This window comes from Azospirillum sp. Sh1 (genome assembly GCF_008365135.1).
Classification (GTDB): domain Bacteria; phylum Pseudomonadota; class Alphaproteobacteria; order Azospirillales; family Azospirillaceae; genus Azospirillum; species Azospirillum oryzae.
Genome location: NZ_VTTK01000052.1, coordinates 1 through 24,987, shown reverse-complemented (window position 1 = coordinate 24,987; position 24,987 = coordinate 1). Strand labels below are relative to the sequence as shown.

The following is a 24,987-nucleotide window of genomic DNA, read 5'->3' as shown; positions in this document are numbered from 1 at the left end:
CCTTTTCCGGTCGCCTCTCTCTGCCCGCCAGACAATCATCGCATCACGGACCCGCTCCCATGAAGTTCACGCTGTCCTGGCTGAAGGACCATCTGGAGACCGACGCCTCGCTCGACCAGATCACGGAGAAGCTGACCGCCCTCGGCCTGGAGGTGGAAGGCGTCCATGACCGGTCGAAGGAGCTGGCGCCCTTCCGCGTCGCCCATGTCGTCTCGGCCGAGAAGCACCCGGACGCCGACAAGCTGCGCGTGCTGATGGTCGATACCGGCACCGGCACCCTGCAGGTCGTCTGCGGCGCCCCGAATGCGCGCGCCGGCATGAAGGGCGTCTTCGCGCCGGAGGGGACCTATGTTCCCGGCTCCGACATCACGCTGAAGAAGGGTGTCATCCGCGGCGTCGAGTCGAACGGCATGATGTGCTCCAAGCGCGAGCTGAAGCTGTCGGACGAGCATGAAGGCATCATCGAGCTGCCGGACGACGCGCCCGTCGGTGCCGGCTTCGCCGACTATGCCGGGCTGAACGATCCGGTCATCGATATCAACCTGACGCCCGACCGCGCCGACTGCGCCGGCGTGCGCGGCATCGCCCGCGACCTCGCCGCCGCCGGCATGGGTACGCTGAAGCCGCTGACCGCCGGGCATCTCGACACCACCCCGGTCGAAGGCCGCTTCGCCAGCCCGATCGGCGTGAGCATCGCCGCGCCGGAGGCTTGCCCGCTGTTCGTCGGCCGCACCATCCGCGGCGTGAAGAACGGCCCGTCGCCGAAGTGGCTGCAGGACAAGCTGGTGTCGATCGGCCTGCGTCCGATCTCGGCGCTGGTCGACATCACCAACTACCTGACCTTCGACGCCGCCCGACCGCTGCACGTCTTCGACGCCGACACGGTGAAGGGCAACATCACCGTCCGTATGGGCCGCGAGGGTGAGACGCTGGCGGCGCTGAACGGCAAGGAATACGCCCTGGACGGCGCCATGACCGTGGTGGCCGACGACGAGCGCGCCGAGGCTCTGGCCGGCATCGTCGGCGGCGAGCCGACCGGCTGCACCGAGGCGACAGTCAACGTCTTCGTCGAGGCCGCGCTGTTCGATCCGGTGCGCACGGCGCAGACCGGCCGCCGGCTGGGCATCGACTCCGATGCGCGCTACCGCTTCGAGCGCGGCGTCGACCCGGCCGCGGTGTTCGCCGGCATGGAGCGCGCCACCCGCCTGATTGTGGAACTCTGCGGCGGCGAGCCGTCGGAACTGGTGGTCGCCGGGGCCGAACCGGACTGGAAGCGCAGCCTGACCCTGCGGGCCGGGCGGGTCGCGGCGCTGGGCGGCGTCGAGCTGCCGCGCGACCGTCAGGTGCAGATCCTGATGGATCTGGGCTTCACCATCGAAGGCGAGGACGAGGAGGGCCGGCTGCGCGTCGGCATCCCGTCCTGGCGCGCTGATGTCCATGGCGAGGCCGATCTGGTCGAGGAGGTGCTGCGCGTCCACGGCTTCGACGCCATTCCGGCGACGCCGCTGCCGCGCGAGACGGTGCTGACCCGTCCGGCCCTGACGCTGAAGCAGCGCCGCGTCGCGCTGGCGAAGCGGACGCTGGCCGCCCGCGGCCTGTCGGAGGCGGTGACCTGGTCCTTCCTGTCCGGTCCGGTCGCCGAGCTGTTCGGCGGCATCGAGCCCGGCCTGCGGCTGGTCAACCCGATCAGCAGCGACCTGGACGTCATGCGCCCGTCGATCCTGCCGAACCTGATCCAGGCCGCCGGCCGCAATGCCGACCGCGGCTTCGCCGACGTACGGCTGTTCGAGGTCGGGGCGGCCTTCCGCACCCCGGCGCCGGACGGGCAGGACAGCGTCGCCGCCGGTATCCGCGCCGGTGCGGCGGTGCCGCGCCATTGGGCGGAGAAGGCGCGCGGCGTCGATGTGTTCGACGCCAAGGCCGACGCGCTGGCGGTTCTGGAGTCGGTCGGCGCCCCCGCCGGCAACCTGCAGGTCACCACCGACCCGCCGGGCTGGTACCATCCCGGCCGGTCCGGCGTGCTGCGACTCGGCCCCACCGTGATGGCCCGCTTCGGCGAGATCCATCCGTCGGTGCTGGAGGCTCTGGGCGTCAAGGGTCCGGTCGTCGGCTTCGAGGTGATGTTGGACGCCGTGCCGCTGCCCAAGAAGAAGGGCGGCACCGCCAAGCCGATGGTGCAGCTCTCCTCCTTCCAGCCGGTGGAGCGCGACTTCGCCTTCGTCGTCGACCGCAAGGTGGAGGCCGACAAGATCCTCCGCGCCGTGAAGGGCGCCGACAAGGCGCTGGTCAAGGATGTCGCGGTGTTCGACGTCTATGAGGGAACGGGGGTGGGCGAGGGACGCAAGTCGGTCGCCGTCTCGGTCACCTACCAGCCGACCACCGCAACCTTGACCGATGAAGCGATCGAAGCGGTCGGCCAGAAAATCGTTGCGGCGGTGGTCAAGGCGACCGGGGGAAATCTCCGCGCCTGAGACTATCCTCCAAAGGTTGAAGGTCCTGCTGTTCAAGAAAAGAGCCTCCGTTCCGGCGGGGGCTCTTTTTTTTGTTTTCGCCGAAGGAGTCACGAAAGGGCCTTTTCAAACCGCCGATTGCCCAATCATATGATGAATCGCTGATTGAAGAGTCTCGAGTGCATTCGCTAAGGGAAAATCCTGATGCTGATTGTCCCAATTCAGCGTTTGACGGCGGTGCAATATTTTGTGGGAAGATTGGACCTTGAGATTGTTTGCCTCTGGTAAGCCCATGATGTGTCCAATGTCACGGTTAGGCCACAGGCGGCGCTTGCATTGCCTTGGCATGCCCGATGTCCAATTTGGTGCAAGCGACGGAGCGGGAGAAATCAATGGCTGATCCTACAGGCAGTCAGGCAACCAAGCCGGAGTCCGTCAGACCACTGATCCTGGTGGTGGACGATGACCGCTCGATTGTCGAGGGGCTGGCGATCCTGTTGGACGGCTGGGGGTACGAGGTGGTGAAGGCGCTGAGCGCCGCCGCGCTGGAGGCTCAGCTCGGCGGTCTGGACCGGGCGCCGAACCTGATCATCGCCGACCATTATCTGCCGGCCGGCCGTACCGGGCGGGAGGTGGTGGAGCGTGTCCGTGCCGAAACCGGGCAGCAGATCCCGGCGATCATCCTGACCGGCGACAGCACGCCCGAACGGCGCGACGAGGCCGAACTTCTGGGCTGCCAGCTGCTGCTGAAGCCGGTGCAGGTCGGGCCGCTGCGCGAGGCGGTTGAGGCGCTTTGCAGCCGATAACGGCAAATTGGGGATCCTGTTGATATAAACCTTTACAGGGTGTATTCTCCCAATGCGGTCGCGCAGAAAGGAAGGGTATGTTGAGCACGTACAACTTTTAAGTTTGCTATGGAATGCTTTGATTGAAGGATGTAGTTATGTCGCTGCTTATTCAGGTTTCATGCAAAGATGGATCGTGGCAGGCATTGCTGTCTGATTGGCAGAGGCAATGTGAAGAATTCTCAGAAGATTTCAATTCTTTCCTTGGGGCCTCTCTTTCGGTTGTCAGTGATTTGGCTGAGGGCCCAGGGGAAAAGGATGCTGGTGTGTTTGCGCTGAAGACAGATGATAAATATAGCGCTCTGTGCCAGTTAAATAGTACCTATCTCCCAGGTTACCAGGGAAAAGTGCTGCGCGCACGAATGATCGTTTTTTCGCCAGAATTTGAGTTTGGAGCCTATCCAACAGAGCGGTACGCCGACGAATTGGTTAATCTTCTTGATGGCGTCATCCAAATTTCCAACGATGTTCTCCCTTCTGATCACATTAAGTTTCATCTGCGTAGCCCAAGCGATCGAGCCTTTTTTTCCACTCTAGGAACTGCTCTCGGCGCACAAAAAGCTCTGAAAAAAGTAGACTCTCGTGGGATGTGGCTCTATATCACGAAATAGCTTGCTTTCCGAAATCCGCTAGCTAGGAAAGCATCAAGGAGGCATATATGAGCGAAACTCAAAAGGCTGCCGTGAGGATAGCTTTGACCAATGCTGTCTACGAGGCCATTCGAGTACACGGCGTAGCCGGCTTGAAGAGAACCTCCCTCTTCAATCGTAGTTGGCTTCAGAGTGGTGGCGACATCCAAAAACTGGCAGCTTAGAGACCAAAATCTCTTTAGAAAACTTAGCTACCAAAAGCAGGCGAAGCATGTGAGGCCGCCATTTTGTTGAGGCTGAGTTGCCAGGAAAATCTACAGCCCCAGCCGTTAGCTGGGGCTTTTTGTTTGCGCCTGATAGTTTCCAGGCTACTTGAGCTTAAGCTTACATTGTGTCGGATAGGCTTACTTCCATGAGGAAGGCATCGACCACCGCCGGATCGAAGCGCAGGCCGGCCAGCCGCCGGATCTCCTCCACGGCGTGAGCGCGATCCAGCGCCGGGCGATAGGGCCGGTCGCGCGTCATCGCGTCATAGGCATCGGCGACGGCGACGATGCGGGCGCACAGCGGGATCGCCGCCCCGGTGCGGCCGTCGGGATAGCCGGTGCCGTCCCAATTCTCGTGATGCCAGCGGGCCACCGCCGCCCCCAGATGCAGATGGGTCGGGCCGTCGGCCAGATGGCTGGCCTGGTGCAGCAGGGCGGCGCCGGCCACCGTGTGGGTCTGCATGGCGCTGCGTTCCGTCGGGTCGAGCGGGCCGGGCTTCGACAGGATCTCCGGGTCGACCGCCGCATTGCCGATGTCGTGCAGGATGGCGGCAAGCCCGATGATCTCCAGCGTCGACTCGTCCAGCGACTCGGGGAACAGACCGTCGGCATGCAGGCGTCGGGCGATCCGTTCGGTGATCGCGGCGATGCGCAGCGAGCGGCTGAAGCGGCTGCCCCCGGCCATTTCAGTCGTCACCTCGGCCGTCATCTCCGCCGCCGGGCCGTCCGTGCCCAGCGCGCCGCGGCCGCGTTCGGCCAGATCGGCCAGCGCCGCCAGCGTGCCCTGCTGGGCACGGTAGAGCTGTTCGTAATGGTGCAAATTGTCGAAACCGACGGAGATCTTGCCGCAGAACACCTCGATCAGCTTGCGGTCGAGTTCGGACAGCGGCCGGTTAGAGCGCAGATAGACCACCGTCTCGCGGTCGTTCGGTGTGCGGATGTAGAGCGTGCAATGGTCGCCGGCATAGGCATGCGCCTGTTTTTCCAGGCAGGCGGTCACCGCGTCCAGCACCGCCGGGTCGACATGGCCGGCGGCGGGTTCGTTGATCAGCGCCTCATACCGGCCCGACCCGGCCAGCACATAGAGGCTGGTGGGACATCCCGATGGAGCGCATCCCGACGGGGTGCAGCCGGCCGCGCCGGCGCCGCCGCGCTGCATGCAGAGGATGGCGTCAGGCCCCACCCCCAGCAGGCCCGACAGCTGGGTCAGCACGCCCGCCGCAAACAGCTTCATCGAGCGGGCGCGGAACAGCGACGACGACGCCTCGATGATCTTCTCCAGGCCGCGGCGGTTGGCGTCGATGGTTACGATGTCCTCATAGGAGCGCAGCGCCGCGACCGTGGTGGTGAACAACTGCTGGGCGGTCAGCTGGGTCTTCGCCTTGTAGTCGTTGATGTCGTAATCGAGGATCACCGCCCGTTCCGGCGCCTGTCCGGGCTGTCCGGTGCGCAGGATGATGCGGACGTTGCGGTTGCGCAGTTCCTCGCGGATGTGGTGGACCAGCCGCAGGCCGGCATCCTCCGTCTCCATCACCACGTCGAGCAGGATCAGCGCGATGTCGCTTTCCCGTGCCAGGATCCGCCGCGCCTCCGCCGCCGAATGGGCGGACAGGAAGCGCGCCTTGCGCCCCTTGTAGGCGAAATCGGACAGGACGAGCTTGGTGATCGCATGGACCTCCGGCTCGTCATCGACGATCAGCATGGTCCAGCGGCTGCCGGGCGGCTCCTCCGCGCCCTGCTCCTCCTCCGGGGCGGCATCGTCCAGGAACACCAGATCCTCGTCACCGCTTTCCGGTGCCGGATCGGTTCGGGCGTCGTCCTCTGGTCCAGTCGGGTCGGCGTCGGTCATGGCTCTTCGATCGTGAAAGGGTCATGAGGAAGGGCGCGGCCGGCCCACTGGTGCAAGGCTATCAGAATGTATCCAGCTCGATCACCGTACAATCGAGTCCGCGTTGCGCCAACGTGCCGCAGGCGGTGTCGACCTGCAGCCGGGTGAAGGGGGCCACCCCGACCTCGTACAGCAGGCGTCCCTTGCGGAACACCGGCCAGACCATCGGCGGCAGGTCGCGATAGGCGCTGCCCGGTCCGGCGGTGAACTCCTTCCAGGCGCGCAGCCCCTCGGCGTAGCTGACATATTCGCCCAGCTTGATGCCGTACAGCATGCCCGGCTCCACCGGCGGCATGCCCGGCAGCGGGTAGGGCGCCACCACCCCGACCAGCCCCTGGACCGGCGCCAGCGCGCGGGTGCCGGCGGGCAGGGCCAGAGTCGCCTCGCCGTTCGCGGCACCGATCAGCGCCACCACGTCGCCCTGGCGCAGGGTAAAGGGGCGCCGCTTGCGGTTGCTCAGGATCTCGGTGGCGGAGATCGGGCCGGCGGCGACGACATAGCCCTCCGCCGGGGTCTGCGCCGCCTTGTCCCAGGCCGCGCGCGGCACGACGGCGGCGCTGCGGTGGGGCAGGGGAGCGTCCGCCGGCGGTTTGCCGGAGCCGGGTTTCGCCGGGTCGGCAGGCTTGTGCGCCCGCGGCCCCTCGCCGCCGATGGCCGGGCGGCCGGTGACCATCAGCGCCGGGTCCAGCGAATCGGCGGGAACATAGCCGATGGGTTGGCCGCCGATGGCGACCTCCGTCCAATAGGTGCCGCGCGGGGTGCCGAGCGCGTTCAGCGCCTTGCCCTGCTTCAGCGTCATGACGATGCGCGCGTCCTCGCTGGGGCCGATCCGCACCTCGATGTCGCGGTTCAGCACCACCTCGCCGGTCAGCGGGGCGCCGATGGCGACCGGGCTCTGCGCCCGCGCCGGCGGGACGGCGGCGAAGAGCCCGGCCCAGGCGAGGGCGACGGCGAGCATCGGCAGCAGGCGGTGGATCGGCACGGCATTCATGGCACTGCTTTCATGGCACGGCTGACGGGGGCGACTTCCTTCGCGGACACCGGCGGGGCGAGGCCCGGTCCCCGGCGGCCCGCCAAGTCATGGCCGACGAGGTCGTGGATGGCGTCGGCCAGCAGCCGCACCGGCTTGGGCGCCGTGCCGCGGGCGCGGTGGAGGGCGATGTCGACGTCCGGCAGACCGGGAAACCCCTCCGCCGCGCCGATGCGGCGCAGGCTGGGCGGGACGGTGCAGCATTCCATCGCCGTCACCCCCAGCCCGCCCATCACCGCGCCATGGACGGCGACGACGCTCTTGCTGGTGAAGGCGACGCGCCAGTCGCGGCCGATGCCGTCGAGCGCGGCGACGGCAAGGTCGCGCACGACGCAGCCCTTGGGGAACAGCGCCAGCGGCAGCGGATCGAGGCTTTCCACCGGGCGATGTCCCGGCGGCGACACGGGGTCGAGCGGCGGGGCGACCCAGGCCACCGGCTCCTGCCGCACCAGCTCGCCGCCAGCCTCGCCGGCCTTGCGGGTGACGAGAGCGAGGTCGTAGCGGCCCTTGTCGATCTCCGCCACCAGATCGGGGCTGTTGTCGCAGATGACCTCGACCATCACCTCGGGATAGGCGGCGTTGAAGCGGGCCAGGATTTCCGGCAGCAGCATGGTGGCGTAGTCGTCGGGCGTGCCGATGCGGACGCTGGCCACCGTCGGGCTGCGGTGCATCAGGGCCAGCACCTCGTCGTTCAGGGTCAGCATGCGCCGCGCATAGGCCAGCAGCACCTCGCCGTCGCGGGTCATGCGCACGCCGTGAGTGTCGCGTTCGAACACGCGCTTGCCCACCGTGTCCTCCAGCCGGCGCACCTGCTGGCTGACCGCCGCCTGGGTGCGGCCCAGCCTTTCGCCGGCACGGGTGAAGCTGGCGCTGTCGGCGACGGCGACGAAGGCGCGCAGCAGGTCGGTATCGAGATTGGCGGGCATGGCGTGGAACCGGAAGTTGCCGCTTATTCAAGCAGAGCGCCCGGCCGTCCGCAACGCCCCCATCCGCAACGGCGCGGTCATTACGAACCGTGATGACGGCATAATGCCTATTCGTTTCCAAGGGAATGGCGTCCGTCCCATTGTCGGTCTCCGATCCCTTTGGAGTGTCCGATCATGTCGCTGTTCGCCGCCTGGACCGGTGCGGTTCTCGGGGCCGCCCGGATGGAGTTGCCTGTCATGCCCGCGCCGTCGGTGCCGGAGCCGCGGCGCTTCCGCCTCGCCTACAACCCGGTGCCGGCCGCGCTTCCGGGCTTCGGCCGTCCCCTGATGGCGGAGCAGGCGCAGGCGTCGGTGCGTGACCGCCTGTGGCTTGAGAAATAGGCGGGCGCCAGCCTATCCTGCCGCCGATAAGAAAGCCGGGAGGAACGGGCGATGTCGCGGGTCTATGTGCTGTATACCGGGGGCACCATCGGGTGCGTGACCAATCCCGACGGGGCGCTGGCCCCGGTGCCGGGTGCAGAATTCGAGAAGCTGGCCCTGGCGGTGCCCGGCCTGTCGGACCATCGGGTGCGGGACTACCCGGACCTGAGCTGGACCATGGACTGGTTCGACCGCACGCTCGACAGCTCCAACATGACGCCGGCGGATTGGGTCGCCATCGCCCGGCGGCTGTTGTCGGTCTATGACCAGTATGACGGTTTCGTCGTGTTGCACGGCACCGACAGCATGGCGTACAGCGCGTCGGCCCTGTCCTTCCTGCTGCCCGGCCTGTCGAAGCCGGTGGTGTTCAGCGGATCGCAGGTGCCGCTGTCCTTCACGCTGAGCGACGCGCCGGCCAATCTGGTCGGTGCCATCGTGGTGGCGGGGACCCTGCCGGTGCCGGAGGTCTGCGTCTATTTCGACACCAGGCTGCTGCGCGGCAACCGCTCGTCCAAGGTCGACGCCAACCGCTTCGCCGGCTTCGATTCGCCGAACTTCCCGCCGCTCGCCAATGTCGGCAGCGTCGTCGCCCGCAACGAGCCCTATTGGCTGCCGATGCCGGACGCGGCGGTCTCGCTGGCGGAGCCGGGGAACCGGGCCAAGCGGCTGGCGGCGCTGGACGCCCTGCCGGCGGCATTGGCGGAGTTCTCCGTCGTCATGCTGTGGCTCTATCCCGGCATTCGGGCGAGTACGGTGTCGGCGATGCTGAACGGCACCAGCCCGGCGGCGAAGGGGGCGGTGCTGCTGGCCTTCGGCGAGGGCAACGGCCCGACCGATCCGGACTTCCTCGGCGCCCTGTCGGCGGCGGTGAAGGCCGGGGTCGTGCTGATGGACAACACCCAGGTGCAGCGCGGCGCGGTGCTGCCCGGCGCCTATGCGACGGGACTGGGAGCCGTGGGGGCGATCGGCGCCTATGACATGACGCCGGAGGCCAGCTACGCCAAGCTGGTCTGCCTGCTGGCCGGCGGTCTGGACGCCGAGGCGATCAAGGCGGCGATGCCGGTGCCGCAGGCGGGCGAGCTGACTGTGATCGACTGATAGGGACTGTGGGGGGATCGCCTGTGCGGAGGCGGGGCGGTTTCGGCCGTCCGCCTCCGGCAGTGGCCTACCGGTCCACTTACTGGCCCATACCGGGCCGGTTCGGCGACATGGTGCTGCGGTTCATCGTACCGTTGCCCATGGTGCCCTGATTCATCGAGCCCTGATCCATGGACCCCTGATTCATGGAGCCGCGGTTCATGGCCCCCTGATTCATCGAATCGTTGTCCATCGACCTGCGGTTCATGGCCCCGGATCCCATACCGCCCATGGAACCGCCCATCTGGCCGCCCATGTTTCCGCCCGTCGAGCTGCCGTAGCCGGTGTTGGCCTGGCTGCTGTACTGGGCGAGCTGCTGCAGCTCGCTGGCGTCCTGCATGACGATGATCTGCTTGCCCCGCCGTTCGAAGGAGGCCGGCGGCAGCATGACGGTCTGGCCGGACTTGGCGAGCCTCAACTCGACCATCGTCTGGCCCTCGGCGTCGGTGGTGACATTCTGGACGGTGCCGGCGACCGGCCCGCCATGGCGGTGGACCACCCGCTTGCCGATCATGTCCCGGCTGGCCTGGACATCGCGGGCGCCGCTGTCCATCGTGCCGTTGGCAACCGCGTTGGCCCTGGCGGAGCCGCTGGTCTGGGCATGGCCCGGCGCGGCGACGGCCATCAGCATCAGGGCCGGAACCGCGGCGGCGAGAAACTTGCGCATGTCATCCTCCCGGATTGAACCACAACAGGGGAGGCGCCGCGCGCGGGCGGCACCGTCCTCACGCGTGATGACACCCGAGCGGCCGGTTTGTTGCGCAGGTTGTACGGAATTGTCGGGCTGCACAAAAAAGGCGGACCGAAGTCCGCCTTTCCGTATCCTTACTCGTCGCCCATCTTGAGCGCGGCGATGAAGGCGCTCTGCGGGATTTCGACCTGCCCGAACTGGCGCATGCGCTTCTTGCCTTCCTTCTGCTTGTCCAGCAGCTTGCGCTTGCGGCTGATGTCGCCGCCGTAGCACTTGGCGGTCACGTCCTTGCGCATGGCGCTGATGCTCTCGCGGGCGATGATCTTGCCGCCGATGGCGGCCTGGACGGCGATCTTGAACAGCTGGCGCGGGATCAGCTCCTTCAGCCGTTCGCACAGCTGGCGGCCGCGGCGTTCGGACTGGCTGCGGTGGACGATCATCGACAGGGCGTCCACCGGCTCGGCATTCACGAGAATCGACAGCTTCACGAGGTCGCCTTCCTCATAGCTGTCCATCTGGTAGTCGAAGCTGGCATAGCCGCGGCTGATCGACTTCAGCCGGTCGTAGAAGTCGAACACCACCTCGTTCAGCGGCAGGCGGTAGACCAGCATGGCGCGGGCGCCGGCATAGGTCAGCTCGATCTGCTGGCCGCGCCGCTCGGTGCAAAGCTGCAGGACGCCGCCGAGATACTCGTCGGGCAGCATGATGGTGGCCTTGATCCACGGCTCGTCGATGTGGTCGATCCGCATCACATCGGGCATGTCGGCCGGGTTGTGCAGGTCCCGCACCGTCCCGTCGGTCATCGTCAGCTTGTAGACCACCGACGGCGCGGTGGTGATGAGGTCGAGGTTGAACTCGCGCTCCAGCCGCTCCTGGATGATCTCCAGATGCAAGAGGCCGAGGAAGCCGCAGCGGAAGCCGAAGCCCAGCGCCGCCGACGTCTCCGCCTCGTAATGGAAGCTGGCGTCGTTCAGCTTCAGCTTGCCCAAGGAATCACGCAGCCGCTCGAAATCGGCGGCGTCGACCGGGAACAGGCCGCACCACACCACGGGGATGGACGGCTTGAAGCCGGCCAGAGCCTCGGTCGCCGGCTTGCGCTCGTCGGTGATGGTGTCGCCGACCTTGGTCTGGGTGATGTCCTTGATCGCGGCGGTGATGAAGCCCATCTCGCCCGGCCGCAGTTCGCCGGTCAGCAGGGCCTTCGGCGTGAAGACGCCGACGCGGTCCACGTCGTGGGCGGAGCCGGCGGCCATGAAGCGCACCTTCTGCCCGACCTTCAGCACGCCGTCGACGATGCGGACCAGAATGACGACGCCCAGATAGGGGTCGTACCAGCTGTCGACCAGCAGGGCCTTCAGCGGCGCATCGGCATCGCCCTTGGGCGGCGGCAGCCGCTTGACCACCGCCTCCAGCACCGCGCCGATGTTGAGGCCGGACTTGGCCGAGATCTCCACCGCGTCGGAGGCGTCCAGCCCGATCACGTCCTCGATCTGCTGCTTGATGCGCTCCGGCTCGGCGGCGGGCAGGTCGATCTTGTTGAGGACCGGGATGATCTCGTGGTTGTTGTCGATCGCCTGATAGACGTTGGCGAGCGTCTGCGCCTCCACACCCTGGGAGGCATCGACCACCAGGATCGAGCCCTCGCAGGCGGCCAAGGACCGGCTGACCTCATAGGCGAAGTCGACGTGGCCGGGGGTGTCCATCAGGTTCAGCGTGTACTGCTTGCCGTCCTCGGCCTTGTAGAGCAGGCGGACGGTCTGGGCCTTGATGGTGATGCCGCGCTCGCGCTCGATGTCCATGCTGTCGAGCACCTGTTCGCGCATTTCACGCGCGTCGAGGCCGCCGCACTGCTGGATCAACCGGTCGGCAAGGGTCGACTTGCCATGGTCGATGTGGGCGATGATCGAGAAATTGCGGATGTGCGAAAGGTCAGTCATCGGGGCCCAAACAAGCGAGAGTTTGCCGGGAACATAGGGCGGACGGGGGATGGGCGCAATGATGGTGTGCGCGGGCCGCCCTGGCAGGGTCGGATCCGCGCGCGGAGTGCGCGAGCTGGCCACGGTGTCTTTGCGCGACTGATGCTCAGGGCATGACTTCGGCCAGGATCGCCCATTGTCCCTCATCCTCGACCAGGGCTTCGCGAGTGCCGGCGCTCGTTACGACTGTTTCGATAACGCGAGCGTAGGCGCCGGCCGCCGCGTCAACCGATTCGACCCAAACATACGGGATCGTTCGCCCCACCAGCGGCTCGATACTGCCAGTTTGAAAGCCGCTGGTCATGAACGCGCGCGTACAGAGAATGATGTGGGAATTTCCCGCCCGCAGCCCCATGCAGCCGGGGTCACCCGTTTCCACGGGAAGGAAACCGAGGTCGCGATAGCGGGCAAGGGCTGGGCCGATGTCGGGCAGAATGGTAAGCGGAGTAACGCGGCGGGCCGGGCCGGCTGGGGTGACGAGTGCTGACATCGGCAAGGTCATGGCGGCAGCCACCGCCATGACGGTGGCGGATGCTGCCCCTTCGCCCTTTTCCAGCCGTTGGACCGTGCGAACGCTTACCCCGCTGGCCTCTGCCAAGTGATCCTGTGACCAACCCCGATCATGGCGTTCTGATTTCAGACGGGCGCGATTGATACGGATGGGCATGGTGGCGCTCCAACGGATGCGGGAGCGTTACCGTACTGCCGCCCCAGGCCTTCCGCCACGACAGCTCCCCGTCAATGCCGAAGGTTCAAGTGGGACGAAAGCGAGCGGGCAGGATTTCCATTCGACGCGGATGCTGAATCAGCGGTAACCGCAGCGCTTGCGATAACAATGGCGCCCGATCTTCTGAGACACTTTCGCGCAAGGCGATCGGACGCTGACGCGATTCGCCTTTCTGCCTAGCGAAAGTCGAGCTTTTCGCATATGCAATATGACCGCGTGGGTGGAACGAGATCCGCCCCATCGGTACAGCAGCCACCGACGGGATTCGGAGGCGACCAAGCCCTTTACATTACGCACAGCCTCTGGCGCTTGCCCGGAACAATTGACCCAATAAGATTGGAGAAATAGGGATGTCTCAGAAGATCGCGCTTGTTACCGGTGCCATGGGCGGCCTCGGCACCGCCATCTGCCGGGCGCTCGCCAAGGACGGCTACCTCGTGGCCGCCAATTGCCTGCCCAACTACGAGCCGGCGGCGGCGTGGCTCGGCGAGCAGGAAGCGGCCGGCTTCAAGTTCTACATGGTCGAAGGCGACGTCTCCGATTTCGAGAGCTGCAAGGCCATGGTGGCGCGGATCGAGGCCGATCTGGGCCCCGTCGACGTCCTGGTGAACAACGCCGGCATCACCCGCGACAAGTTCTTCCCCAAGATGGAAAAGGCGCAGTGGGACGCGGTGATCTCCACCAACCTCAGCAGCCTGTTCAACGTCACGCATCAGGTCTCGGCCAAGATGGCTGAGCGCGGCTGGGGCCGCATCATCAACATCTCGTCGGTCAACGGCGTGAAGGGTCAGGCCGGCCAGACCAACTATTCGGCCGCCAAGGCGGGCGTCATCGGCTTCACCAAGGCGCTGGCCGCCGAACTGGCGACCAAGGGCGTCACCGTGAATGCGATCGCGCCGGGCTACATCGGCACCGAGATGGTCATGGCGATCCGCGACGACATCCGCCAGGGCATCATCGACACCGTTCCGATGAAGCGTCTGGGCAAGCCGGAGGAGATCGGCGGCGCGGTGTCGTACCTCGCGTCCGATATCGCGGGCTACATCACCGGCACGACGCTGAACATCAACGGCGGCCTGCACTATCAATAAGTCGCGGCCAATAAGTCGCGGCCAATAAGTCGCCGCGCGGTCGGTCGGAGCAAAGGACGCCCGCTTCTCCAGCGCCGGGACATGGCCGGAGAGGCGGGCGACCGGCCCTTTAACCCCCGGCGACGCCCCGATACAGCTCCATATACTCCTCCGCCGGGCCATGCCAGCCGAAGTCCCTGGTCATGGCGCGGCGCTGCATTGCGTGCCAGCGCTCCGGCTTGCGGTAGACGGTCAGCGCCCGGCGCAGCGCCCACACCAGTTCCTGGCCGGTCGCGTTGACGAACTGGAACCCCGTCGCGCTGCCGTCGGCGCTGGCTGCCGGGTTGGCGTCGATCACCGTGTCGGCGAGGCCGCCGGTGCGGCGGACCAGCGGCAGGGTGCCGTATTTCAGGGCGTAGAGTTGGGTCAGGCCGCAGGGCTCGGAGCGGGACGGCACCAGGAACAGGTCGGAACCGGCCTGGATGCGGTGGGACAGCGGCTCGTCATAGCCGACGCGGACGCCGACCGATTGCGGGTGCCGTTGGGCAAGCTGGCGGAAACCGGCTTCGCTGGAGGCGTCGCCGCTGCCGAGAACCACCAGCTGGCCGCCCCAGGACACCCATTGGCCGGCGGCCTCCAGCACGAGGTCCAGGCCCTTGTGCCAGGTCAGGCGGCTGACCACGGCGGCCAAGGGCGCGTCGGGGCGGCGGTCAAGGCCGAAGGCGGATTGCAGGTCGGCCTTGCAGGCGTCCTTGCCGCCAAGGTCGTCGGGGGTGTAGCGGGCGGGCAGATGTGGGTCGGTCGCCGGGTCCCACACCGCGTAATCGACGCCGTTCAGGATGCCGGTCAGCACGTCGGACCGGGTGGCGAGCAGGCCCTGCAAGCCGGTGCCATGCTCGGCGGTCTGAATCTCGTTGGCGTAGGTCGGGCTGACCGTGGTCAGGCGGTCGGCGTAGAAGCAACCGGCCTTCAGGAAACTGATGTTGCCGTAATACTCGACGCCGTCGATGCGGAAGCTGGAGGAGGGCAGGCCGATGTCGCCCATCATCCAGGGGCCGAAGATGCCCTGGTAGGCGATGTTGTGGATGGTCAGCACGGTGCCCGGCCGGAAGGGGCCGGCGAAGCGGTCGGGGCGCAGGGCCAGATAGGCGGGGATCAGCCCGGCCTGCCAGTCGTGGCCGTGCAGGATGTCGGGCCGCCACCAGGGATCGTAGGAGTCCTCCGCCGCGAAACCGGCGGCGACCCAGGCGAGCGCGGCGAAACGCAGGGCGTTGTCTGCCCAATCCTTGCCGTCCGGCCCGAGATAGGGGTTGCCGGGCCGGTCGTACAGCGACGGCGCGTTCAGCGCATAGGCGAGAACGCCGTCGGCGGTGCGGCCGATGCACAGCTGGGCGCGGTCGCAACCGGGCAGGTCGGTGATGAGGTCGCCGACCTCGTGCAGGTTCTGCAGGCTGTTGAGAACGGCGGGATATCCCGGCAGCAGCAGGCGGACATCGGCGCCGGCGGCGTTCAGGGCCGGCGGCAGGGCGGCGGACACGTCCGCCAGCCCCCCCGTCTTGACCATCGGGTAGCATTCGGACGTGACGTAGAGGACGCGCATCGGGAAGGCACTCGGATGAAAGGCGGGGGAAGGCGGGCCTGCCGCTCACCCGGCCGTCATCCCCGCGGGAGAAGGGGATCCAGGCTGTTCCGAAGATCGGCTTCGGGGGCGCTGGATTCCCGCCTGCGCGGGAATGACGGCCGTGGGGGTGAGTGGTCGGCTTCGGTCGGAGGGGGAGGAGGTTGCTACTCCTTCGGCAGCTTCTCGATCATCTCGCGGGTGATCAGGACGACGCCGCCCTCGCTGCGGTGGAAGCGCTTGGCGTCCAGCTCCGCATCCTCGCCGACGACGAGGCCGTTGGGGATGCTGACGCCGCGGTCGATCACCACCTTCTTCAGGCGGCAATGGCGGCCGATGTCGCATTCCGGCAGGACCACCGCCTCGTGCAACTCGCTGTAGGAGTTGACGCGGACCGAACTGAACAGCAGCGACCGCCGCACTGTGGAACCGGAGATGATGCAGCCGCCCGACACCAGGCTGTCCACCGCCATGCCGCGGCGGTTCTCGTCGTCGAAGACGAACTTCGCCGGCGGCAGCTGTTCCTGATAGGTGAAGATCGGCCAGTCGCGGTTGTACAGGTTCAGCTGCGGCGTGACGTGGCAGAGGTCCAGGTTGGCTTCCCAATAGGCGTCGATGGTGCCGACGTCGCGCCAGTAGGGGGCGTTGTCGGGCGCGTCGATGATGGCGCTGTCGGCGTAATCGTGGGCGATGATCCTGGCGCCGCTCTTCACCAGATGCGGGATGATGTCCTTGCCGAAATCGCGGCTGGAACCGGGGGTGACGACGTCGCGCTCCAGCTGGTCGTAGAGGAACTGGGCATTGAAGACGTAGATGCCCATGCTGGCCAGCGCCAGATCGGGGCGGCCCGGCATCGGCGGCGGATCGGCCGGCTTTTCCACGAAGTCGATGATGCGGCGCTCGTCGTCGATGTGCATCACGCCGAAGCCGCTCGCCTGTTCGCGCGGAACGGCGATGCAGGGAACGGTGACGTCGGCCTTGCGGTCGATGTGGTCGAGCAGCAGCGCGCCGTAATCCATCTTGTAGATGTGGTCGCCGGCCAGGATCAGGACATATTCCGGCTCGTGATCGCGCAGGATGTCCAGGTTCTGGAATACGGCGTCGGCGGTGCCCTGGTACCATTCCGTCTCGCTGATGCGCTGCTGGGCCGGCAGCAGGTCGCAGAACTCGTTCATCTCGCCGCGGAAGACGTTCCAGCCGCGCTGGAGATGGCGCAGAAGGCTGTGCGACTTGTATTGCGTCAGCACGCCGATGCGGCGGAATCCGGAATTGACGCAGTTGGACAGCGCGAAGTCGATGATGCGGTACTTGCCGCCGAAATATGTCGCCGGCTTGGCCCGGCGGTCGGTCAGCTGCTTCAGACGGCTTCCGCGTCCCCCGGCCAGCACCAGCGCCACCGCACGTCGCGGTGCGAGGCGCAGATCGCGTTTGTCGAGCATGGCCGTTACCCCCTTTGCCTTATTCTTGAGGCCGCGGTTGAGCGGCCAATCCAATTGGAGGCGTTGACGGTGCCACATCTCGCCGCCATGTCCAATAGGCCCGGCGTCGGGTTCGCCTCGGCTTACCCGCCGGATCTTCAACCCGCGGTCCTAGGAGGAAAGCGGTGGAGAATCCGGGGCAAGCCGAATGGACTGGATGGAAGGGGTAGGGGCCGCCCGATGCCGCGCCAGTGACCGCTGCGCAGGCCAAACTCTGCCCAAATTTTCATCATCTGCCGGAATGACAGCCAGAATGCCGGGGCGCATCACGGTGTCCGGCCCTGTCAATCGCTCGAAAGCCCGAAAATTGCGGGAGAATACCGCCTCCGGAACCTGCCTGTTTTCTGTGCAGACAGCGGGTGCGACTCGTACGGGGCTGCCCGTTCGGGGGCCCGGTCCTGGGACAACCCTGACGATTCCAAGCCGTTTTCGACTGGCACGCTTCTTGTAACGCTGGAGGCGTCCTTGGTCCCGTCCGCCGCCCCGTCTTTGCCGGGGACGGGGCGACCGGGACGGGGTCGCCCCAGTGCGGTGCCCTGTGCGCGGAACACCTCCGGTGCCGCGCCGGCCGTCCAGGGGTGGGAGCGATTTTGGAGAAAGAGGAGCCTCGATGAACCGTCTGTTCCTTCTGGCCGCACCGATGATGGCGGTTGCTCTGGGCGCGGTCGGCATGCCGGCCGCAGCCCTTGCCCAGGATCCGGCGGCTGCCGCCGCTGCCGCGGCTACGGCTGCTGCCGCTGCTGCTGCCGCGCCGGCGGCTCCGGCGCTGAATGGCGGCGACACCGCCTGGATGCTGGTCTCCACGGCGCTGGTGCTGATGATGACCATCCCCGGCCTGGCGCTGTTCTACGGCGGCATGGTCCGCAAGATGAACGTGCTGGCGACGGTGATGCAGAGCTTCGCCATCACCTGCCTCGTCAGTGTCCTGTGGTACGTGATCGGCTACAGCCTGGCCTTCACCGGCACCGGCGCCTATGTCGGCGGTCTCGACCGGCTGTTCCTGAACGGGCTCGACTTCTCGAAGGCCTTCGTGCTGGGCGAGGCGACGGGTTCGGGCGTCGCGACGACGATCCCCGAGCCGGTCTTCATGATGTTCCAGATGACCTTCGCGATCATCACCCCGGCCCTGATCACCGGCGCCTTCGCCGACCGCATGAAGTTCTCCTCGCTGCTGGTCTTCACCGCCCTGTGGTCGATCGTGGTCTATGCGCCGATCGCCCACTGGGTCTGGTATCCGTCGGGCTTCCTGTTCGGCCTGGGCGTGCTGGACTTCGCCGGCGGCACGGTCGTGCACATCAACGCGGGCGTCGCCGGTCTGGTCGCCGCGCTGGTGATCGGCAAGCGCAAGGGCTACCCGAAGGAAGCCTTCATGCCGCACAACCTGGTGCTGTCGCTGATCGGCGCCTCGCTGCTGTGGGTCGGCTGGTTCGGCTTCAACGCCGGTTCGGCGCTGACCGCCGGTCCGCGCGCCGGCATGGCGCTGGCCGCCACGCACATCGCCACCGCCGGCGCCGCCATGGGCTGGCTGTTCGCGGAGTGGATCGTCAAGGGCAAGCCGTCGATCCTCGGCATCATCTCCGGCGCCGTCGCCGGTCTGGTCGCCGTGACCCCGGCCGCCGGCTTCGTCGACCCGACGGGCGCCATCATCATCGGCATCATCGCCGGCGTGGTCTGCTTCTGGTCGGCCACCAGCCTGAAGCACATGCTGGGCTATGACGACAGCCTGGACGCCTTCGGCGTGCACGGTGTCGGCGGTCTGGTCGGCGCCATCCTGACCGGCGTGTTCGCCAAGATGTCGGTGTCCAACAGCGAAGGCGGCTTCGCCTCCGTCCTGCAGGCCGACCCCAACGCCACGCTGGGCCTGCTGGAAGGCAACGCAGCCGCCGTGTGGATCCAGGTCCAGGGCGTGCTCTACACCATGGTGTGGTGCGCCGTCGCCACCTTCGTCCTGCTGAAGGTCGTCGACGTGGTGATGGGCCTGCGCGTCGAGGAGGATGTGGAGCGCGACGGTCTCGACCTCGCCCTGCACGGCGAGAGCATCCACTAAGACAAATCCCTTTCCCACGGGTCTCTTCGAGAAGGCCGCCGGTTCTCCGGCGGCCTTTTTCGTTTGGATTGTTGCACGGGCGGAAACGCTGTGGCGCGGGCGGGCCGGCTTCACGGCGGGGCCGGGGCGGACTACCTCTGGTGCAACGTCATTGTGCTTTTTCAGGAGTTGCCGCCATGTCCATCCAGCCCGCCACCCCCGGTGTCCGTCCGGTGCTCGCCGCCGTGGAGGGCATGGCCACCTCCGACGGGGCCGGGGTCAGCATGACCCGCATGCTGGGCACGCCGCGCCTGCGCACGCTCGACCCCTTCCTGATGCTGGACCTGTTCGGGTCGGACCAGCCCACCGACTATCTGGCGGGCTTCCCCGACCATCCCCACCGCGGGTTCGAGACGGTGACCTACATGCTGGCCGGCCGCATGCGCCATGCCGACAACCACGGGAATGAGGGCGTGATCGAGACCGGCGGCGTGCAGTGGATGACCGCCGGCCGCGGCCTGATCCATTCGGAGATGCCGGAGCAGACCGAAGGCTTGATGCGCGGATTCCAGCTGTGGATCAACCTGCCGGCCCGGCTGAAGATGACCGAGCCGCGCTATCAGGAGTTCCCGGCCGCCGCCATCCCGGTGGAAAAGCGCGAGGATGGAGCGACCGTCACCGTCATCGCCGGCGACACCGCCCGCGGCACGGCCGGCCCGGTGCGGGCCGAGGCGACCGACGCCCGCTATTTCGACGTGACGCTGCCGCCGTCGGTGTCCTTCGCCGAGCCGCTGCCGGCCGGCCACACCGCCTTCCTGGTGCTGTTCGAAGGCACGCTGGATGTGAGCGGGGAGGGATCCTTGTCGGGACCGCGGGTGATCGTGCTGGGTGACGGCGAACGGGTGGAGGCGGTCGCCGGGCCGGAGGGCGCCCGCTTCCTGCTGCTGGCCGGCGAGCCGATCGGCGAGCCCATCGCCTGGGGCGGACCCTTCGTCATGAACACGCGGGAAGAAGTGATGCAGGCCTTCCGCGACTTCGAGGAAGGGCGCATCTGATCGTCCACAGCCGCGCGTCGGGCCCCGTTCATGGCCCGACGCGCGGCATCTCGTGCCTTGCACCCCCGCCATCCCCGGTTATCATGGCGCATCCATGTTAACACGAACGATGGTAGGGAGCCGGGGCGATGCGAGCAAAGGGTCTGATGGGTGGCTTCAGGGCGGCTGCGGCTGCGGCACTGCTGGCTCTGACGCTTGCCGGGGGACTTTTCTCCGCCAAGCCGGCCGCCGCCGTGGACTTCTCCAAGGCCGCCGCCGATTTCGGGCCCGAGGGCGCCTGGACCAACCAGTGCGACATCGACCGGATGACCGACAGCAAGACCTGCCGGCTGATGATCTACCGCCTGTTCGACGACGGGAAGGATGTCGGCTTCATCGCGCTCAGCATCATTCCGACCGGCAATGACTTCCACCTGTTCCTGACCACCAGCCAGGGCCTGATCGACCGCTGTGCCATCCGCGTCGACCGCCAGCCGCGCATCGAATCGCATGTGGCGACGCTGAACATGTGCATGTTCCCGAACTTCGTGTCCGGCCGCGTCGCCGACCAGTTCCGCAACGGCTCGTCCATCCTGGTCCGCGTCAGCTCCCCCCGCATCGGCAAGCGCGACATCGACTTCCCGCTGAACGGCTTCTCCCGCACCTTCGAGGAGATGCAGCGCAGCCTGCAGTGATTGGCCGTCATCCCCGCGAAGGCGGGGATCTAGGCTACTCCGTATTTAAGCCTTTGAAAGGTCTGGATTCCCGCCTTCGCGGGAATGACGGCTGAGAGACGTGCGCGACGAGGTCCAACTCTGAGAGAGTGCGGCCTTACCCCGGCAGCCGGTAGCCCGCCGCCGGTTCATGCATCGGGCAGCCGTTGCGTTCCATGCGGAATTCGGCGGAGCGGTCGTCGGCGAGGCGGCGGGCGCGCAGGCCGGCCGACAGCACCTTCTTCGCCGTTTCCGCCCGGTCGGTGGTGGCGGCCAGCAGTTTCAGCGTCTTCAGGAACTGCCTGGCGTCGGGGGCCGAGAAGACGGGGGCGTTGGCCATGACGAAATCCTGCGTGGCCTCGTCCTCCGATCCCGGCATCCGGTGGCCGGACACGCCCAGCACCTTCACCGCCAGACCGCGCGGGGTCGACACGCTGTCCGGCAGGACGTCGCCCGGCGTCGTCGACAGCCGCAGGATCGCCGGATAGCTCTCCGCCAGTTCCCCGAAGATCCGGGCCTTTTCGGAACCGGGATTTTCGACCGACGGCGCGTAGGACAGGGGCTTTGCAGTGGGCGGGGCAGTGGACACGAGCGGGGTTCCGGATTGGGGCAGGGGCAGGGTGCAGCCGGAACAACAGCCGGATTGTGTCGTCCGTTCCGCAACAATCCGCCGGAGCGCGCGTAGATTACGAACAAGGCATGGGTTCCGCTTCTTCTATTCGCACTGCAAAAAACGGGCGCGCTTGCAAATAAACAAGCACGACCCCTGCGGGTGTGGCTTGGGAAAATTCCAATCTTCTATGGAAATTAACCAATAAGATTGGAAGATCCCCTATAAGAAGTCTGTAGCGCCGAGGTGCCTTGCCTGCTTATCCTTCAAAGCGGAAGGATCGGAACCCTTCGATCACCTTGCGGAGTTCGAAGAGTCCGGCCGGATCGGCGACCGAAGGGTGCTCCATGACCAGTTGGCCTGCGACAGGTCCCATCAGGTGGATGCACGGCTGTGTCCTGCTGCTGGGGCTTCTGCTGGCGGCGCTGGCACCGTCCGCCGACGGGCGGGCGACGGCGCCGAACCGGACGGTGCTGATCCTGCATTCCTACCACCAGGGCTACGAGTGGACCGACCAACAGGCTGTCGGCATCGCGGAGATGCTTGCCGCGTCGGCGCCCGACGCGGCGGCGATCAGCTACCATCTGGACTGGAAGCGCTTTCCGGATCAGAGCGGGTTGGACCGGCTGCAGGCGCTGATCGCCCATCGCCATCCGCGCGGACAGGTCGATGTCGTCGTCACCACCGACGATGCCGCCCTGCAGCTTGGGCTCAGGCTGCGCCGGGAGGTCTACGGTCCGATTCCGTTGGTGTATGGCGGGGTGCAGGCCGACGTGGCGCGTGCGATGACGGCGGGAGAGCCGGCGGTCACCGGCGTGGTGGAGGCCACGGACGTGGCCGGCACCATCGACATGGCGCTGGCGGCCAATCCGACCCTGCGGCATCTGTTCGTCGTTCGCGACGGCACCGAGTCGGGCACCGTGCTGGACGACGAAATCCGGGAGGCCAGGGCGGCCGGCATTATTCCGGCCGTGCGGGATATGCAGATCCTGGAAAACATGCCCTTCGCCCGGCTGCAGGAGACCCTGTCGTCGCTGCCGCCGGACAGCGCCGTTCTGCTGGGCAATTACGCCACCGACGCCAAAGGGGCCGTCCTGCCGCCGCAGCAGTATCTGGCGCTGATGAGCAAGGCGAGCAGCGCCCCGATCTATGGGCTGGAGAACTATCTGCTCGGCCATGGGATCGTGGGCGGCAGCCTGAAGAGCGCCTATGAGCATGCCCGTGCGGTGGGCGCGCTGGCGGCGAAGCTCCTCAACGGCATGCCGGTGGCCGAGCTGCCGGTCGAGAGGCGCCGCTCGGTCGTCCGCGCGGTGGATTACCGGCAGGCGGAGCGGTACGGCATCGACGTCACGCGGTTCGGGCTGCTCGACCGGCTGATCAACAAGCCCTTCTCCTTCATGGAGACCTACCGCTGGCTGGTGGTGACGGTCGGCGGCGTGGTGATGCTGCTGTTCGGCATGGTGCTGGTGCTGTCCTTCGCGCTGCGCGAACGCCGGATCGCCGAGGCGGCGCTGCGGGTGAGCAACGATGCGCTCAGCGACTCGCGCCGGCAGCTGCAGGCCAAGGTGGAGGAGCTGATCGCCAGCAAGAAGGCGCTGCGCGAGCGCGAGCGGTGGATGCGGCTGGTGGCCGAGGCGTCGCGCGACATCATCTGGACCTGGGACATCATCAAGGACCGCCGGGTCCTGTCCGGCCGGGTGGAGGAACTGCTGGGCGTGGATTCCCTCAGCATCAATTCGCTGGCGGCCTGGTTCGACCGCGTCCACCCCGACGACCGCGCGCATGCGGAGGAGGAACTGTACCGCCACCTGTCCGGCGAGCTGCCGGAATACCGGGTGGAATACCGCGTCCGCCACCGCGACGGCCGTTACCTGTGGCTGTACGCCACCGGCAAGGCCCTGTTCGACGAGCAGGGGCATCCGACGATGATGGGCGGCTCCTACACCGACATCACCGCCCAGAAGCAGCAACAGGCGCGGCTGGACCATCTGGCCCATTATGATTCGCTGACCGGTCTGCCCAACCGGCTGCTGCTGGAACGGCATGTCGACCGGCTGATCGCCGACAACAGGGCTTGCGGCCAGGCCGGGTCGCTGGCGCTGCTGTTCCTCGACATGGACAATTTCAAGTTCATCAATGACGGGTTCGGCCACAAGGCGGGCGACGAGCTGCTGGCGATGATGGGCCAGCGCATCGGCAAGGGAGCCGGCGAGGGGCTGTTCATCGCGCGGCTGGGCGGCGACGAGTTCGTGGTGGTCGTCCAGGGCGGCGATGCCTGCGCTCCGGTGGAGGTGGCGCGGCGGATGGAGCAGGCGCTGGCCGCGCCCTTCCTGGTCGAAGGGCAGAATTTCTACGTTTCCTGCAGCATCGGCATCGCCCGCTATCCCTGGGACGGCCGCTGTTTCGACGATCTGCTGCAGAATGCCGACACCGCCATGTACCGGGCCAAGGACAATGGGCGCGGAAGCGTCTGCACCTTCACCGCCGACATGAACCTGAACGTGGTGGAGCGCATGCAGCTGCTCAGCCGCGCCCGGCAGGCCTTCGACCGCCAGTCCTTCACCCTGCATTACCAGCCCCAGGTCGCCACTGCCGACGGCCGGGTCCGCGGTTTCGAGGCGCTCGTCCGCTGGACCGACTCGGAACTGGGGCCGGTATCGCCGGACCGCTTCATTCCGGTGTGCGAGGATTCGGGCCTGATCGTCCCGCTCGGGCTGTGGGTGCTGGAGACCGCCTGCATCGAGGCGGTCGGGCTGGGCTGCCGCGGGGCCGGCGACGTGACGATGAGTGTCAACATGTCGGCGGTCCAACTGGCCCAGCATGATTTCGTGCCGCGGGTGCTGGAGATCCTGGCCCGCACCGGATTGCCGCCGCACCGGCTGGAGCTGGAGATCACCGAGTCGCAGATGATCGGCTCGCTCGACGCCGCCATCGGCAAGCTGAACGCGCTGCGGCAGGCCGGGGTCCACATCGCGCTGGACGATTTCGGCACCGGCTATTCGTCGCTGACCTATCTGCGCACGCTGCCGATCAACACGCTGAAGCTGGACAAGGCCTTCATCGACGACGTCCACCGCCGCCCCGACGCGCGCAGCATGGTGTTGTCCATCTCGCGCATCGCCCACGACCTGAGCCGCAGCGTGGTGGCCGAAGGGGTGGAGGAGCTTGCCCAGTGGGAGGCGTTGTCGCTGATGGGCTGCGACCTGATCCAGGGCTATTTCGTCAGCCGTCCGCTGCCGGCCGACCGCATCGACGCCTTCCTGGCGGCCTGGGAGGAACGGCGTGCCAGGCTGCCGGTCGCCCGCGACGATGTGGTGGTCGGCATACCCTCCGCCGCGGCGACCCGGCCGCCGTCGCCGGTGTCATGAGTTGGGGGAGGCGTTAAGACTTTGCATCAAAAGAGCGTCGCGTCATCCCCGCGAAGGCGCACTGCTGTCCGGGATTTTCAGGGCTCGGCCAGTTTGAGGCTGAGTTGGCGGTCTGGCGGTCGTT

At 66.9% G+C, this 24,987-nt stretch carries 19 protein-coding genes; 10 read left to right on the top strand and 9 right to left on the bottom strand.

Translation table 11 applies throughout. The annotated features are described in order from the left end of the window. Positions 1 to 59 precede the first annotated feature (59 nt). The 3 genes from pheT (at position 60) to FZ029_RS30255 (ending at position 3,906) form a co-directional block, all read left to right on the top strand. Positions 60 to 2,471, top strand: a complete 2,412-nt coding sequence (gene pheT / locus FZ029_RS30265) for a phenylalanine--tRNA ligase subunit beta (protein WP_149273647.1) — start codon at positions 60 to 62, stop codon at positions 2,469 to 2,471. Between the two features lie 371 nt (positions 2,472 to 2,842). Continuing rightward, the gene (locus tag FZ029_RS30260; RefSeq protein ID WP_149273645.1) at positions 2,843 to 3,256 is read left to right on the top strand and encodes a response regulator; all 414 of its coding nucleotides are present in this window, start codon (positions 2,843 to 2,845) and stop codon (positions 3,254 to 3,256) included. Between the two features lie 137 nt (positions 3,257 to 3,393). Beyond that, the gene (locus tag FZ029_RS30255) at positions 3,394 to 3,906 is read left to right on the top strand and encodes a hypothetical protein (RefSeq protein ID WP_149273643.1); all 513 of its coding nucleotides are present in this window, start codon (positions 3,394 to 3,396) and stop codon (positions 3,904 to 3,906) included. A gap of 363 nt (positions 3,907 to 4,269) precedes the next feature. Here FZ029_RS30255 and FZ029_RS30250 read toward each other — a convergent pair whose 3' ends face one another. From FZ029_RS30250 to FZ029_RS30240, 3 genes are all read right to left on the bottom strand, one after another. After that, positions 4,270 to 6,000, bottom strand: a complete 1,731-nt coding sequence (locus tag FZ029_RS30250) for a DUF3369 domain-containing protein (RefSeq protein WP_149273641.1) — start codon at positions 5,998 to 6,000, stop codon at positions 4,270 to 4,272. Positions 6,001 to 6,061: 61 nt separating this feature from the next. After that, the gene (locus tag FZ029_RS30245) at positions 6,062 to 7,030 is read right to left on the bottom strand and encodes an SH3 domain-containing protein (protein WP_149273639.1); all 969 of its coding nucleotides are present in this window, start codon (positions 7,028 to 7,030) and stop codon (positions 6,062 to 6,064) included. Next, positions 7,027 to 7,995: a LysR substrate-binding domain-containing protein gene (locus tag FZ029_RS30240; RefSeq protein ID WP_247892574.1), complete on the bottom strand. Its 969-nt coding sequence runs from the start codon at positions 7,993 to 7,995 to the stop codon at positions 7,027 to 7,029. Before FZ029_RS30240 ends, FZ029_RS30245 begins: the two co-directional genes overlap by 4 nt. Positions 7,996 to 8,169: 174 nt before the next feature. Between FZ029_RS30240 and FZ029_RS30235 the strand changes: the two genes are divergently transcribed. Together FZ029_RS30235 and FZ029_RS30230 are read left to right on the top strand one after the other, a co-directional pair. Continuing rightward, on the top strand, positions 8,170 to 8,376 hold the full coding sequence (locus tag FZ029_RS30235) for a hypothetical protein (protein ID WP_149273637.1): 207 nt from the start codon (positions 8,170 to 8,172) through the stop codon (positions 8,374 to 8,376). A gap of 51 nt (positions 8,377 to 8,427) precedes the next feature. Beyond that, positions 8,428 to 9,513 (top strand): asparaginase, encoded by a 1,086-nt coding sequence (locus tag FZ029_RS30230; protein WP_149273636.1) that lies wholly within the window; start codon positions 8,428 to 8,430, stop codon positions 9,511 to 9,513. A gap of 79 nt (positions 9,514 to 9,592) precedes the next feature. On the opposite strand, the gene FZ029_RS30225 is transcribed toward FZ029_RS30230, so the two are convergent. The 3 genes from FZ029_RS30225 to FZ029_RS30215 all read right to left on the bottom strand — a co-directional run bounded on the left by FZ029_RS30225 (position 9,593) and on the right by FZ029_RS30215 (position 12,886). After that, positions 9,593 to 10,219, bottom strand: a complete 627-nt coding sequence (locus FZ029_RS30225; RefSeq protein ID WP_149273634.1) for a PRC-barrel domain-containing protein — start codon at positions 10,217 to 10,219, stop codon at positions 9,593 to 9,595. Positions 10,220 to 10,377: 158 nt separating this feature from the next. Next, a complete protein-coding gene (lepA, locus tag FZ029_RS30220) occupies positions 10,378 to 12,180 on the bottom strand; it encodes a translation elongation factor 4 (protein ID WP_014246603.1) in 1,803 nt (600 codons plus the stop codon). Between the two features lie 145 nt (positions 12,181 to 12,325). Further along, the gene (locus FZ029_RS30215; protein WP_149273632.1) at positions 12,326 to 12,886 is read right to left on the bottom strand and encodes a helix-turn-helix transcriptional regulator; all 561 of its coding nucleotides are present in this window, start codon (positions 12,884 to 12,886) and stop codon (positions 12,326 to 12,328) included. Positions 12,887 to 13,296: 410 nt separating this feature from the next. On the opposite strand from FZ029_RS30215, the gene FZ029_RS30210 reads away from it, so the two are divergent. Beyond that, complete coding sequence (locus tag FZ029_RS30210) at positions 13,297 to 14,037, top strand: beta-ketoacyl-ACP reductase (RefSeq protein WP_149273630.1); 741 nt, start codon at positions 13,297 to 13,299, stop codon at positions 14,035 to 14,037. Between the two features lie 109 nt (positions 14,038 to 14,146). Here the strand turns inward: FZ029_RS30210 and glgA are convergent, their stop codons facing one another. Then, positions 14,147 to 15,616: a glycogen synthase GlgA gene (gene glgA / locus FZ029_RS30205; RefSeq protein WP_149273628.1), complete on the bottom strand. Its 1,470-nt coding sequence runs from the start codon at positions 15,614 to 15,616 to the stop codon at positions 14,147 to 14,149. A gap of 185 nt (positions 15,617 to 15,801) precedes the next feature. Continuing rightward, positions 15,802 to 17,073, bottom strand: coding sequence for a glucose-1-phosphate adenylyltransferase (gene glgC / locus FZ029_RS30200; RefSeq protein ID WP_149196844.1), 1,272 nt, complete (start codon positions 17,071 to 17,073; stop codon positions 15,802 to 15,804). 649 nt (positions 17,074 to 17,722) lie between these two features. Here glgC and FZ029_RS30195 point away from each other — a divergent pair. From FZ029_RS30195 to FZ029_RS30185, 3 genes are all read left to right on the top strand, one after another. After that, positions 17,723 to 19,159: an ammonium transporter gene (locus FZ029_RS30195; protein ID WP_149273626.1), complete on the top strand. Its 1,437-nt coding sequence runs from the start codon at positions 17,723 to 17,725 to the stop codon at positions 19,157 to 19,159. A 176-nt stretch (positions 19,160 to 19,335) separates the two neighbouring features. Continuing rightward, positions 19,336 to 20,193, top strand: coding sequence for a pirin family protein (locus tag FZ029_RS30190; protein WP_149273625.1), 858 nt, complete (start codon positions 19,336 to 19,338; stop codon positions 20,191 to 20,193). A gap of 146 nt (positions 20,194 to 20,339) precedes the next feature. Next, positions 20,340 to 20,867 carry a hypothetical protein gene (locus FZ029_RS30185; protein ID WP_247892573.1) on the top strand — a complete coding sequence of 176 codons (528 nt, stop codon included), beginning with the start codon at positions 20,340 to 20,342 and terminating at the stop codon, positions 20,865 to 20,867. Positions 20,868 to 21,003: 136 nt separating this feature from the next. Here FZ029_RS30185 and FZ029_RS30180 read toward each other — a convergent pair whose 3' ends face one another. Next, on the bottom strand, positions 21,004 to 21,474 hold the full coding sequence (locus tag FZ029_RS30180) for a hypothetical protein (RefSeq protein WP_149273623.1): 471 nt from the start codon (positions 21,472 to 21,474) through the stop codon (positions 21,004 to 21,006). A gap of 368 nt (positions 21,475 to 21,842) precedes the next feature. Between FZ029_RS30180 and FZ029_RS30175 the strand changes: the two genes are divergently transcribed. Beyond that, positions 21,843 to 24,863, top strand: coding sequence for an EAL domain-containing protein (locus tag FZ029_RS30175; RefSeq protein WP_149273621.1), 3,021 nt, complete (start codon positions 21,843 to 21,845; stop codon positions 24,861 to 24,863). Positions 24,864 to 24,987 lie beyond the last annotated feature (124 nt).